Origin of the sequence: Sporosarcina sp. Marseille-Q4943 (assembly GCF_943736995.1) — a bacterium.
Classification (GTDB): domain Bacteria; phylum Bacillota; class Bacilli; order Bacillales_A; family Planococcaceae; genus Sporosarcina.
Window position 1 is genome coordinate 682,484 of sequence record NZ_CALSFT010000002.1, and the last position, 12,901, is coordinate 695,384.

The 12,901-nt window shown below is 44.9% G+C and carries 12 protein-coding genes; all 12 read left to right on the top strand.

Annotation, left to right across the window (positions count from 1 at the left end; translation table 11 throughout):
- The first annotated feature begins 74 nt into the window (after nt 1–74).
- On the top strand, nt 75–3,914 hold the full coding sequence (locus tag NIT04_RS03365; RefSeq protein WP_252502192.1) for an AAA domain-containing protein: 3,840 nt from the start codon (nt 75–77) through the stop codon (nt 3,912–3,914).
- On the top strand, nt 3,915–4,658 hold the full coding sequence (locus tag NIT04_RS03370; protein WP_252502193.1) for a hypothetical protein: 744 nt from the start codon (nt 3,915–3,917) through the stop codon (nt 4,656–4,658).
- Nucleotides 4,659–5,084: 426 nt separating this feature from the next.
- The gene (locus NIT04_RS03375; protein WP_252502194.1) at nt 5,085–6,410 is read left to right on the top strand and encodes a phenylacetate--CoA ligase family protein; all 1,326 of its coding nucleotides are present in this window, start codon (nt 5,085–5,087) and stop codon (nt 6,408–6,410) included.
- A 438-nt stretch (nt 6,411–6,848) separates the two neighbouring features.
- On the top strand, nt 6,849–7,874 hold the full coding sequence (locus NIT04_RS03380) for an NAD(P)/FAD-dependent oxidoreductase (RefSeq protein WP_252502195.1): 1,026 nt from the start codon (nt 6,849–6,851) through the stop codon (nt 7,872–7,874).
- A 43-nt stretch (nt 7,875–7,917) separates the two neighbouring features.
- Complete coding sequence (locus NIT04_RS03385; RefSeq protein WP_252502196.1) at nt 7,918–8,163, top strand: ferredoxin; 246 nt, start codon at nt 7,918–7,920, stop codon at nt 8,161–8,163.
- A 191-nt stretch (nt 8,164–8,354) separates the two neighbouring features.
- Nucleotides 8,355–9,308 (top strand): 1,2-phenylacetyl-CoA epoxidase subunit PaaA, encoded by a 954-nt coding sequence (gene paaA, locus NIT04_RS03390; RefSeq protein WP_252502197.1) that lies wholly within the window; start codon nt 8,355–8,357, stop codon nt 9,306–9,308.
- Between the two features lie 17 nt (nt 9,309–9,325).
- Nucleotides 9,326–9,673 (top strand): 1,2-phenylacetyl-CoA epoxidase subunit PaaB, encoded by a 348-nt coding sequence (gene paaB, locus NIT04_RS03395; RefSeq protein WP_252502198.1) that lies wholly within the window; start codon nt 9,326–9,328, stop codon nt 9,671–9,673.
- Entirely contained in the window at nt 9,670–10,482 is an 813-nt protein-coding gene (gene paaC, locus NIT04_RS03400; protein WP_252502199.1) for a 1,2-phenylacetyl-CoA epoxidase subunit PaaC, read from the top strand. The genes paaB and paaC overlap by 4 nt, the downstream gene beginning before the upstream one ends.
- A gap of 26 nt (nt 10,483–10,508) precedes the next feature.
- Nucleotides 10,509–11,009: a 1,2-phenylacetyl-CoA epoxidase subunit PaaD gene (paaD, locus tag NIT04_RS03405; protein WP_252502200.1), complete on the top strand. Its 501-nt coding sequence runs from the start codon at nt 10,509–10,511 to the stop codon at nt 11,007–11,009.
- Nucleotides 11,010–11,026: 17 nt separating this feature from the next.
- Nucleotides 11,027–11,329: an EthD family reductase gene (locus tag NIT04_RS03410; RefSeq protein WP_252502201.1), complete on the top strand. Its 303-nt coding sequence runs from the start codon at nt 11,027–11,029 to the stop codon at nt 11,327–11,329.
- Nucleotides 11,329–12,108 carry an enoyl-CoA hydratase/isomerase family protein gene (locus NIT04_RS03415; RefSeq protein ID WP_252502202.1) on the top strand — a complete coding sequence of 260 codons (780 nt, stop codon included), beginning with the start codon at nt 11,329–11,331 and terminating at the stop codon, nt 12,106–12,108. Before NIT04_RS03410 ends, NIT04_RS03415 begins: the two co-directional genes overlap by 1 nt.
- Before the next feature lie 12 nt (nt 12,109–12,120).
- Nucleotides 12,121–12,894, top strand: a complete 774-nt coding sequence (locus NIT04_RS03420) for an enoyl-CoA hydratase-related protein (protein WP_252502203.1) — start codon at nt 12,121–12,123, stop codon at nt 12,892–12,894.
- The last annotated feature ends 7 nt before the right edge of the window (nt 12,895–12,901 follow it).

Sequence of the window (12,901 nt, forward strand, 5' to 3'; positions counted from 1 at the left end):
AATCCACACCCCATTTTGTTGTATGATAGAACGTATGGTTTTATTTTGGACGTATATCTGGAAAGGAGGATGTCATGTTGAAAACAAGCGAAGTGATGAGTTGCCGGCTCGATATGACACAGCGGGCGCGCAAGGAAATCGGCAACTGGGCGATCGATGAAAACGAGCTCTTGTCCATGCAAGCAAATTTCACCGTCTACATCGAAAAACTTCCCGCAAAACAAGACAACATGGCATTCTCCTTCTACTTCGACCCAGAAGAAAATCCGCAGCTCGCCAATCACTTGAATGACCGTGTCGCCGTCATGGAATGCGTCTACAAAAACGAAGGCTTCCTTGCGACGAGCTTCAGAGTGAAAGGGCGGAAAGAGCCTGTCCGGACGAATCGCCGAATTGGCGTCCGCTTGGCATTCGCGGTCAACCGGCGTACCGGCAGTCCGATGCCAATCCAGCTATATACGAGCCTTCGAGAGCTTCCGATTGCGCAAGAGCGTTCGGAATACGTGGAAAAACGGATCAAGAGCTGGGAAGGATATTTGCGCATTGAGGAGAAAAATGCGGATGTCGCGGATGTGACCGCCCATTTTTCACAACCTATCGTCAACGAATCGTTCAGTCAATTGACGATCATTTGCAGCGGATTGGAAGCGAAAGACTGGAACGCCATCACCGGGTTCAGCGCCAACCTGAAAGGCGCAAGCGACGTTCTTGGAACGGTCGTCAATGTAAATCGCGGAAGAAGGTCCGTGAAGATCGAGTTGAGCCGGAAATACCAAGCGATTGCAAGGCGCGGTTCTTTATTGCCGAATGGCGTTCGTGAAATCGTCTTCAGCAATTTCGCGGAATTGAGCCAGATCCGCCGGCTTCGAAAAGGGTTCAAAGATCTGCAAGACGGATTTGCGGCAAATGCCAATTTGGAGAAGGTGCTGTTCGAGGAACGGCCCGTCGTACAAATTACGAATAAGCGTCTAGAGCTCGATTTCCATCATCCGTTGAATGAGTTCCAACGTGAAGCGGTCACCGGCGCGATGTCAGCACATGATCTATATGTGATCCAAGGTCCTCCGGGGACAGGGAAAACGACGGTTATCTCTGAGCTATGCCACCAGCTTATGAAGGCGGGACAGCGGACGCTCGTCGCTTCGCAATCGAATTTGGCGGTGGACAATGCGCTCGGCAGGCTGCTTTCCGACCCGGGCATCCGTATTTTGCGCTATGGGCGGACGGAGAGCATCGAAGAGGAAGGAAAGCGGTTCATCGAGGAAAATGTCGCTTCCTACTGGCGGGACGAAACGTTGGCTGCGGTCAATGAACAACGGGAGAAGCGTGCGGAACGGGAGCGGCAGATTGCTCAGGAAATCGAAAATCTCGAAGAAGAAACGAAGCGTCTTCAGGCGGAACGGAAAGAGATGGAGCGGCGGATTGCCGAGAAACAAGCCGCCGAGACGGAAAGCAAAGACCTACATGTGCAGTTAGACTCCATGAAAAACTTGCAGTCGGAGCTTGATGCGAAACTGGATGCGGTAACCGTGCAATTGGAAGAACTTAACGTGACGCTTGTGAAGCTGACGATTGAGAAGGACAAATTGCAACAGGAAAAGGAAGCGGCTTCCATCCGTTCGGAAATGCATGAAAAGATGGCTGAAGCGGAGCTCGAATTGGAGGCGAATCGCAAAAAGCTCCGTTATTTCCAAACGGTCGAGGCAATCGACTACGCGGAAATGGAAATCCGGAGATTGACGGAAGAAGCTGGAGCGAACAGATTGAAGACCGGTCCGATGCCGCGATTCATCGAAGAATTATCGGACGTTCGGAAGCTGCAGGAGCTGGAAGGGTTGTTTCGATCGCACGGTATTGAGCCGTCGCTTCCGACGAGCCTTGAAATGAATACGCTTCGACGATTGCGCGTGGACATTCAAAACGGGACCTACCCGTATGCGCTTCTCGAATGGAAGGAAGTGGCGGAGCGGCTTACGAATGGCATCAATCATGCGGAAAATCTGCTACGGAAGTATCATTATCCGATTGAGCAAGTTCGCAGCAAGCCAGACGATAAATACAAAACGGCTGAAGAGATGCATGACATGCTTGATAAAATAGGCCGATTCTTCGTGAAACCGGAGACGAAACGGATATTGGCAGCACCGGCAAATGCTGAAAAGGCCGCACTGTTGCATCGGCTTGCCGAAAATCTCGCCTATTTATACGGCAAAGCGGAAGACGTGAGGGAAATTTCCGCGACGATCAAGGGGGCATCCGACCGGGAGGCGGCGGGCCGATTCACAGCTTTGAAAAAAGAGATCATGGATGAGATGACTGCCCATATTCGGGAAGTTGAAGCAGAGGTGCTTGCCGCTGAACGGGCGATCGGAGAACAAGAGGAACAGCTTCTTCGTTTGAAGGAAGAAAGTTCTGAGCTCGCTGTACATGTCGACGAGCATGTCTATCGGCCGGACGTCGAGAACAAGATCGAGGAGCTTGAAAAGGCACTTGCCGACTTTGAGGAGAGGAAGGGTTACTTCCAGCAGATGGAACGGACTGTCGAAGAGAATGCGATGGAAACGAGCCAAATATCCGAACAGCTTACGGCTTTACAGGAAGACATAGAAACAGTGCAAAAGGAGAAAGCGGAGTCGGAAGACCGAATGAAACAACTCGAGGAGCGGATTCTCGCCCTTCAGGAAATCATCCGTTCCGAACCCGAAAAGCGGAAAAAGGAATTGACTGAAGAAATTGATGAGACATCTGCAAAAGCCTCCGAATTGCAACAGGAGCTGGACCGGATGCCTGTCGCGCGTCTGTTGCAGGATGAGTGGAGCGAAATGCTTGCAGGAGCGGGGGAGTTTGACTTGGATGAGATCCGCAAGCTGTACGTGAAGCATGCGAATGTCATCGGGACGACTTGTGTCGCTTCCGCGAGACGTGATTTTATGGAGGATTATCCGGAATTCGACGTCGTCATCATCGATGAAGTATCGAAAGCAACGCCGCCTGAACTGTTGTTGCCTATGCTGAAAGGGAAGAAGATCGTCCTCGTCGGAGATCATCATCAGCTGCCGCCACTTGTCGGACGGGAAACGATGGAAGAATTCATCGAGGAGATCAAGGACGAAGCGGAAAAGGATGAACTTCGCGGCATGCTGAAGGAATCGCTGTTTGAGCGGCTGTTTAGAACGTTGCCGAAACAGAACAAGACGATGCTCGGCATCCAATACCGGATGCATGAGGAGATCATGGAGACGATTGCGCCATTTTATGTGGATGGCCAGTACCGTCTGCAGTGCGGCCTGCCCGATTCGGATGCGGCTCGCGATCATTTGCTGACGTCGAAGTACATAAAGCGGAATGATCATCTTCTATGGTTCGACATGCCGAATGAGCCTTCGTTTTTCGAAGCGCAAGTGAAAGGCGGCACGAGTCTTTACAATGAAGCGGAGCTGGATCAGGTCCGTGAATTATTATTGGATATCGAAGAAGCGACTGCGCTTGCGAAGCGAGAAGGCAGGCTGCAGCCGGGCGAGAAGAAAAGCGTCGGCGTCATCAGCTTCTACGGGGAACAAGTGAAGCGCATCGACCGGCTGATCGAACAGGAGATCATGCCGAAGCATTTGCATTGCCGGACAGGCTCTGTCGATAAATTCCAAGGGATGGAAATGGACATCATCATTTTGAGCTTCGTGCGGAACCACCATCAGCCGAGCGGTACAATCGGCTTTGCCGAAGATTATCGCCGCTTGAACGTCGCATTGTCGCGGGCGAGGGAATTGCTCATCATCGTCGGCAGCTCGGACATGTTTACGAAACGACCGAGGAGAGCGGAGACGAAGGCGATGTACGAAAGGCTTGTCGAACAGGTGAAACTGCAAGGCGGTTTCAAGGAACTTGCCCTCGCAGCATCGGAAAGGAATGGATGAATGGACGAATTGGAAAAGCGGCTCCGCGATGAATTATTGCGGGACGTGAACGTGAAATTGCTCGAAACGGCGAAATGGTCATTGCCCATTCAGCTGTTCGACATTGAATATGAAACCGTCAAGCGAACGAAGATGGACATCTTGATGAAGATGCTCTTAGTCGCTTTTCGTACTTCGCGATTCTCTTCTGCTGAAGAGTTGAGTGACATGCTCGTCGTGGAACCGTTATTCATCGAAGACATCATGGAGCGGATGGATCGGGCGGGCATGATTAAAAAGAGCGGCGGCGCCTATTCATTGACGGAAACGGGCAGGCAGCAGCTTGAATCGGGCATCTACGTCCAGCCGCCAGAGAAGGCCGAGGCAACCACCCATTTTAGTCCAACGCATGGAACATTCCTTGTCGGTGAGCCGATGGAAGGCACTGAGGAATTGTATCGGCATGCAGCGAACATCCGAAAGCTGAAGGAAATTAGCGACGACGAATGGCGGGGAGCGCTCGATCAGTTGGATGTTACGTATCAGGAAGGCGATGTCCAGCTCGTCGTCCATGCCATTACATCCGTCAATGAACTGGAAGGAAAGTCCATCCCCTGCATGGAGTTCCGTCTACATCAAACTTCAGAAGATCGGCTTTATGTGCGTGTATGGAATACGATGACGAGCCAATGGGATGAAACGCTCGAAAATGAGATTATGGAAAAAGAGTTAGCGGAGTGGCGGGAGAATTATTTAGGTAAATAAACGACACCGATGGAACAAATAAATTTTGTTTTCCATCGGTGTTTTTTCGTCAATGAAATTAAATTTATCGCAATCGATAGATCGCTTCATTTTCATATGCCGTTTGTCCAAAGTAACGAAAACAAAGTGGAGTAATAACGTTTGAAATAAATAAAGGAAAAGGAGCACCTGTGAATAATCATAGATGCTCTTTTTTACTAAGAGACTCTTAGGAACAACTGATGTTTCTCGATTCGAGACATAGGTTTTTTGCAGAACCGATAAAAAAAGAAAAGGTGTTTAGTTATGAATGTTCCGACATTTCTATTGACTTCGTTTGACTCTTATATTAATCTGTAAATGCATTACAAATAAATGTTACTCCGTTTATTATTTGTAATATTGGAGCGTTGTTATGATACCACTATACGAAAAGGAGGAAAATTTATGTACAATCCAGAGGTTGAAACAGCATCACGGACTCAAATGGAAGAGTGGCAGTTAACCTATCTTAAGGGAACAGTAAAAAGGGTATATGAGAATGTTGATTTTTATAAGAAAAAGTTTGATGAGCTTGGTATTAGGCCTGAAGATATCCAAACCATGGATGATATTGTGAAACTGCCATTTACAATCAAGAAAGATTTTCGAGATACATATCCGTATGGATTATTCGCTGAGCCGATTGAAAATATAATTCGAATTCATGGTTCATCTGGGACAAGTGGCAAACCGACAATTGTTGGTTACACTAAAAATGATCTGAAGAATTGGGGAAGTATTGTTGCAAGAGCAATTGTGACAGCGGGAGGAAGGAAAACAGATGTATTTCAAAACGCATACGGTTATGGATTATTTACAGGTGGTTTAGGGCTTCACCAAGGTGCAGAAGAACTGGGCGTTGCAACGGTTCCGATTTCCGGAGGAAATACAGAACGGCAAATTACATTGATCAAAGATCTGAAGCCTAGGGGGATTTGTGGGACGCCTTCTTACATTTTAAGCATCATTGAAAAGATGGAGGAAATGGGGATTGATCCACACGAGACCAACCTGGAATATGGTATTTTCGGAGCGGAAGCCTGGTCGGAAGAAATGCGTAGTACGCTCGAGAAGAGACTGAATATTAAAGCGGTTGATATTTATGGCTTAAGTGAAATTATGGGACCCGGCGTAGCAATTGAGTGTCCAGAACAGGACGGTCTTCATATAGCAGAAGATCATTTTTATGTAGAAGTAATCGATGTAGATACGCTTCAGCCCGTTGCCGATGGAGAAATTGGGGAACTTGTTTTTACTAGCCTTCAAAAGGAAGCGCTTCCAATTATCCGCTATCGTACGGGAGATCTTGCTTCTATCACTCATGAGAAATGTAAATGTGGAAGAACTACGACGAGGATGTCGCGTGTAAAAGGCCGAACGGACGACATGATTATCATACGAGGTGTAAATGTTTTTCCTTCGGAAATGGAAAGAGAACTTCTCCAAATCAAAGGGCTCACGCCAGTGTATCAAATCCATTTAATTCGAAAAGGCGCAATGGATGCTATAGAGCTGCATGTTGAGTGTGAAAAGGCCCTTTATAATGAAGTTTGTGAAGACTTGAACCACGAAGCAATTGCCCAGTTAAAAGGTAAGATAAAACGCCAGATGAAATCTACTTGTCTCATATCTGTCGATGTTATTGTGAACCCGCCAAAAACGATTCCTCGTTCGGAAGGTAAGGCTATCCGAGTTGTCGATAAACGGGAGAATAGCCCGATCGGTGTATAACTGCAAATCGTAGAAGGAGTTGAAACACCCCCTGAATCAGTTAACAAAATTGATGCAGGGGGTATTTTTAGTCTTGTGACTTTTAATTGAGTTGTTTAAGACTAAACAAAGCCTTCAGCGTACCTTTCACTCTACTAGTTGAATATAATAAAACATAATTTAAACGGCGGACCAAAATAAGACATATGAATAGCGGTAATAATATTACATCTAATCAGAGAGCTGAATGCCCTGGAAATAAAGCTGAAAAACCGCAATAACGGGAGTTTTCAGATATTACTGTTGACAAGAAATCGATGTTGTATTAAGGTACTGTTTATAACAAATAATCTTTGTGTCGTTTAAAAATAGTTATACTTTAAGTCTGACACACACCTGGGGTAGATGCCGATACACTGGCAAGTGAAATCAGTCAAACGGAAAAAAGGAGTGTAGTTAATGAGTAACGATCAAAAAGTCTTTGATGTGACAATTATCGGCGGAGGCCCTGTTGGATTATTTACTGCATTTTACGCCGGTATGAGAAAAATGTCTGTGAACATTATTGAAAGCCTGCCACAACTTGGTGGTCAGCTCACTGCTTTGTATCCTGAAAAGTATATTTATGATATTGCTGGGTTTCCGAAAATTAGCGGTCAGGAACTCATCGATAATTTGATCAATCAAATGTCTCAATTCGAGCCGACAATCACTCTTGAACAGGACGTTCAGCAAGTAGAGAAACAAGAGGATGGAATTTTTAAACTGACAACAAATTGCGCAACTCATTTTTCAAGGACCATTATTATTACTGCAGGTAATGGCGCATTTCAGCCGAAAAAACTTAACTTCGAATCAGCGGAGAAATACGAAGGGAAGAACTTGCATTACTTCATAAAGGATGTAAATCAGTTTGCAGGTAAAAATGTAAAAATATTCGGTGGAGGTGATTCGGCTGTTGATTGGTCATTGATGCTTGAACCAATCGCTGAAAAAGTGACACTTGTACATAGACGGGATAAATTCCGTGCTCATGAGGCGAGTGTAGACAACTTAATGAACTCATCTGTTGAAATCAAGACACCGTTTGTGCCAATTGAATTTATTGGTGAGAACACCATAGAACAGATCATTCTTGAAAAAGTGAAGGGCGATCAAAAAGAAGTGGTTGATGTTGATGATGTTATCGTCAACTACGGATTTTCTTCTTCTCTTGGTCCAATTAGCGAGTGGGGCCTTCAAATAATGAAAAATAGTATTGTCGTCAACTCGAAAATGGAGACGAATATAGAAGGGATATATGCTGCCGGTGATATTTGCACATATGAAGGGAAAGTCAAGTTGATCGCAAGCGGTTTTGGAGAGGCTCCAACAGCAGTCAGTAATGCGAAGGTTTACATCGATCCAACAGCGAAAGTGCAAGCGGCTCACAGTACAACGCTTATGGAACAAGCAGAAAACAAGAAAGTGAAAGTCGGTCAATGAATGATAGGTGTGTTGCTAAAAGTAAAAGGAGGGGATGAATGGTATGGCTAAATACACGATTGTTGATCAGGAAACATGTATTGCCTGCGGAGCGTGTGGGGCGAGTGCACCTGACATTTTTGATTATAACGATGAAGGATTTGCATTTGTGCATTTAGATAATAATCAAGGAAGTTGTGAGGTGGATGAAGATCTTTACGATGACCTAGAAGATGCAGTAGAAGGCTGCCCTACTGATTCAATTAAAGTTTCGCAACACCCTATTGTTCTTGAGGATTTATATTCATAATTGGATGTTAGCGTACTTAGAAATTCAAAATTTGACTTGCGGAAATAGAAGTTGAACTTGTCAGAATACATTTGCTTTTCAAGAACCAATGCATTATACTGACTTTATATATAACAATATACTTGTCTTCCGTAAGAATGTTGTTATAAAGAGCGGAGAGGTTACATACCTTCAACAAAGGAGGATTTAAAATGTCGATTTTACAAAATACGGCTGAAGAGGAACAGTTAGCACACTTTATGAAACGTATTGAGGCAGGGGAGAAGATTGAAGCGGATGATTGGATGCCTGAAGAATACAGACTAACATTGATTAAACTGATTTCCATGCACGGGATCAGCGAGATCATGGGAGCACTTCCCGAGAAAGAGTGGGTACCGAAAGCCCCGTCTCTTCATCGAAAACTTGGCATTATGGCAAAAGTGCAGGACGAAATGGGTCATGGTCAGCTGCTGCTTCGAGTTGCGGAGGACTTACTAGCGCCATATGGAAAAAATCGTGGGGATTTAATGCAGGATTTATTCAATGGAGATCTGAAATTTCATAACGTGTTCCATATGGAAACGAAAACATGGGCGGATGCTGGACTCATAGGCTGGCTTGTTGATGGAGCAGCTATTATTACACAGACAGATATGCTTGGGGCTTCGTATGGACCTTATGCAAGGGCGTTGCAGCGCATCTGTGCCGAAGAAGTATTTCATGCACAACATGGAGAGGCAATCATCATGGCGTTGGCGGAAGGCACAGACGAACAAAAGGCAATGATTCAAGAAGCTCTTGATCGCTGGTGGGAAGCATTACTAATGTTTTTTGGTCCGGCAAGCAAAGAGACAACGGGTTCATCGAAGCAAGACTTAACGATTAAATATAAAATCCGTACGAAAACAAATGAAGATTTCAGACAAATGTTTTTTGACAAATACATTCCACGTATTTTATCGCTAGGATTAACGATTCCGGATCCGACGTTCCGCTACGATAAAGAAAGTGGATTATGGTCGTACAAACAACCAGATTGGGAAGAGTTTAAGAGAATTATTAAAAATAAAGGACCTCGTTCACAAGCACGCCTGAACTTACGCCGCTCTTCATATGAAAATAATGCATGGGTGCGTGATGCACTTAGTGCGACAGTAAATTAAAGAAAGGAGTCAGAAAAATGGCCGAAGTGAAAACGTTTTATCAAGAATATGAAGTTTTTAGCAAACGGACGCCGAGCTCGGCTTTCCAGCACCAATTCAGCTTACTGGCTCCAAACGAAGAAATGGCTCTCGTTTTGGCACAGGAAAATTTCATGCGCCGCGAACCGGTTGCTGATATTTGGATTGTGAATCGAAAGCACATTAGAAAGATGGATGCAGAAGAGAAATTGACGCTTGGTAGACTTGACAATAAAGATTATCGTACAACGAAAGGCTACGGATACTTAAAGAAAAAGTGGCGTCACTATGAACAGGAAATCTTGGATGAAAAAGAAATCTTGTCATGGGGAGGTAAACGGAAATGAGCGAAATCGAAAATGTACTGACCGCGGAACACAAAGAAGCAATCATAAGCTTGTTATTCCAATTAGCGGATGATGATTTCTTGTATGCTTATCGGGGATCTGAGTGGCTCGGACTCGCTCCTCACATTGAGGAAGATGTCGCTTCTTCTTCAATTAGCCAAGACAGTATGGGGCATGCAGCTATGTACTACAAACTTCTTGAAGATTTAGGGGTGGGGAAGGCTGATGATCTGGCCCATACGCGACCGGCAAATGAGAGAAGAAACAGCGTTTTAACAGAGCGAGTAAACGGGGAAGGCTATTATATGGAAACACCAAACTATGACTGGGCATATCAAGTTGTTAGAAGTTATTTTTACACGCAAGCAAAAAAAGTTAAAGTCGATTCGTTAGTCCAAAGCTCGTATAGACCAGTTGCTGAAGTCGCAGTGAAAGTGAAAATGGAGATTTATTATCACAGGCTGCATTGGGAAACTTGGTTTAAACAATTATTGAGTTCTACCGATGTCGCAAAACAGAAAATGAATGAAGCAATTACTCTCGTTATGAATGACTTTGGAGATGTATTCTCCTATGGAAATCAAAAACAAGCAATTGAAAAATATAAACTGATAGACAGTGAGGAAAAATTGAAAGAAAACTGGATAGCTAGCATCAAACCAGTGTTTGCTGCTCTGCAAATGGATGTATTGACGATTCCGGAAAATCCTACGAATAACGGAAGGAATGGCGAACATACAGTAGATTTGGACGAAGCATTGCAGACACTTTCAGAAGTTTACAAGTTAGATCCGGTGGCTTCCTGGTGACTTGAAAAGAAAAGAGGTGAATGGGTATGGCTACAACTGAAAAAGTTTCCACTGAGCGAGTATTTGAAGTACTTATGGGCGTGAAAGACCCAGAAATTGATTCGGTGAGCATTATTGACCTTGGTATGGTTGAAGAAGTCACCACCTCGGGGAATAACGTAAAAGTTGTTCTACTTCCGACTTTCTTAGGATGCCCGGCATTAGAGATTATTAAAAAGAATACGATCGATGCCATTAAAAAACTACCAGAAGTGGAAGAAGTCGAAGTCGAATTCGTCTTTCATCCGCCGTGGACGTCAGATCGTATTACAGAAGCAGGGCATGTCAATCTGCGGGCGTTTGGAATAGCTCCACCCCCCCGACATTTTGAAGAAGACGGCTCGTGGCATGTAGATTGTGCCTATTGTGGATCCACATATGTGACAATGGAAAACATTTTCGGCCCGACTGCGTGCAGAAGCATTTTGTATTGTAAGAGCTGTAAAAATGTATTTGAGGCAATGAAACCTGTTTCAACACTAATGTAAAGTGAGGAGAATTGTAAATGGCTAAATTAATCGCACTGTACAAACACCCTGAAAACAAAGAGGAATTTGATAATCATTACTTCAACGTTCATGCGCCGATTACAGCGAAAATTCCAGGACTTCGTGAAATGAAAGTGACAAAATTCACAGGATCTCCAATGGGAGGAGAGGGCAAATACTATCTCATGTGTGAGATGTATTATGACAGTTTGGAAGACTTGCAGCAGGGATTACGATCACCTGAAGGAAAAGCGTCGGGCAAGGACTTGATGGGGTTTGCAGGGAATCTTGTTACATTAATGATTGGTGAGGATGCATAATGACCGGTTTCGAATTTATCGAAACTTCCACTGAGGGAAACGGCGTAGCGGTCATATATCTGAATCGCCCTCGTCAGTTAAACTCATTGAATCGAAAAATGGTCAGTGAAATCGTTGCAGCAATGGAAGAATATGATCGTGATGAAACTGTTCGCGTCATCGTGCTTACTGGCCATGGCCGTGCTTTTTCAGCGGGAGCTGATATTGATGAAATGGCAAGTGACGACCCGATCAGCCTTGAACTATTGAATCAATTTGCGGATTGGGACCGTTTAGCTCTTATTAAAAAACCAATAATCGGTGCTGTAAAAGGGTTTGTTTTTGGCGGAGGGTTCGAGCTTGCTCTATGTTGTGACCTATTAATCGCAGCTAGCGGAACAGAGTTTTCATTTCCGGAAGTAGGTCTGGGCGTCATGCCAGGTGCAGGAGGTACCCAGCGGTTGACGAAACTTGCAGGCCGTACGAAAGCGATTGAATGGCTATGGACCGGGGAGCGGATTTCTGCTGAAACGGCCCTTAAACATGGAGTCATAAACAAAATCGTTGCACCTGAACTACTAATGGAGGAAACGCTGAAGTTCGCTAATCGGCTCGCAAAACAACCTCCACTATCGTTGCGCCTCATCAAGGATTCGGTAAATAAAGCAGTGGATTATCCATTGTATGAAGGAATGCAATATGAACGGAAGAATTTTTATTTACTATTCGCTTCGCAGGATCAAAAAGAAGGCATGAACGCTTTCGTGGAAAAAAGGAAACCCGATTATCAGGGGAAGTAAGGAGGTTGTTCAATGTTTGAGACGATCCGCTATGAAGTTAAAGAAGGAATTGCATGGCTTTATTTACATCGCCCCGACAAATTGAATGCTTTTATCGCACAGATGAACCGAGAAGTGAAAGATGCAGTCAAATCCGCTTCCACTGATGATGAAGTTCGGTGCATTGTCATAACAGGCGAAGGAAGGGCATTTTGTTCCGGACAGGATTTATCAGAGGTCGATGAGAACATGGATCATGGTCAAGTGTTACGAGACCATTACGGTCCGATGATTAAGCAACTTAGAGATTGTGAAAAACCGATTATTGCAGCTGTAAATGGAGTTGCTGCAGGAGCTGGTTTTAGCCTAGCACTTGCGTGTGACTTCAGACTTATTTCCGAACGCGCCAGTTTTGTAAACGCTTTCGTACATGTCGGTCTTATTCCGGACTCCGGTAATCTCTATTACCTGACAAAACTTGTAGGGCATGCCAAAGCAACGGAACTAGCCATGTTAGGAGAGAAAGTGCCAGCTGCTGAGGCAGTGGAAATGGGCCTTGCGAACCGATTGATTCCAGTAGATACATGGGAAGAAGATGTTACCGCATTCGCAGCACGACTTGCAGCTTTGCCAACGAAAGCAATTGGGTTGATCAAACGTTCCTTGAAGGCAACATCCACACTCTCTTTTGAAGACTATCTTGAACAAGAAGCCCAAGGACAGCGGATAGCGGGTCTAACAAAGGATCATCGTGAAGGCGTTAACGCATTTATGCAAAAAAGACAACCTGTCTACTCAGGACAATAGGAGGAGT

Coding starts and splice junctions, on each gene's coding strand:
- NIT04_RS03365 (WP_252502192.1), top strand. CDS start 75: ATGTTGAAAACAAGCGAAGTGATGAGTTGCCGGCTCGATATGACACAG.
- NIT04_RS03370 (WP_252502193.1), top strand. CDS start 3,915: ATGGACGAATTGGAAAAGCGGCTCCGCGATGAATTATTGCGGGACGTG.
- NIT04_RS03375 (WP_252502194.1), top strand. CDS start 5,085: ATGTACAATCCAGAGGTTGAAACAGCATCACGGACTCAAATGGAAGAG.
- NIT04_RS03380 (WP_252502195.1), top strand. CDS start 6,849: ATGAGTAACGATCAAAAAGTCTTTGATGTGACAATTATCGGCGGAGGC.
- NIT04_RS03385 (WP_252502196.1), top strand. CDS start 7,918: ATGGCTAAATACACGATTGTTGATCAGGAAACATGTATTGCCTGCGGA.
- paaA (WP_252502197.1), top strand. CDS start 8,355: ATGTCGATTTTACAAAATACGGCTGAAGAGGAACAGTTAGCACACTTT.
- paaB (WP_252502198.1), top strand. CDS start 9,326: ATGGCCGAAGTGAAAACGTTTTATCAAGAATATGAAGTTTTTAGCAAA.
- paaC (WP_252502199.1), top strand. CDS start 9,670: ATGAGCGAAATCGAAAATGTACTGACCGCGGAACACAAAGAAGCAATC.
- paaD (WP_252502200.1), top strand. CDS start 10,509: ATGGCTACAACTGAAAAAGTTTCCACTGAGCGAGTATTTGAAGTACTT.
- NIT04_RS03410 (WP_252502201.1), top strand. CDS start 11,027: ATGGCTAAATTAATCGCACTGTACAAACACCCTGAAAACAAAGAGGAA.
- NIT04_RS03415 (WP_252502202.1), top strand. CDS start 11,329: ATGACCGGTTTCGAATTTATCGAAACTTCCACTGAGGGAAACGGCGTA.
- NIT04_RS03420 (WP_252502203.1), top strand. CDS start 12,121: ATGTTTGAGACGATCCGCTATGAAGTTAAAGAAGGAATTGCATGGCTT.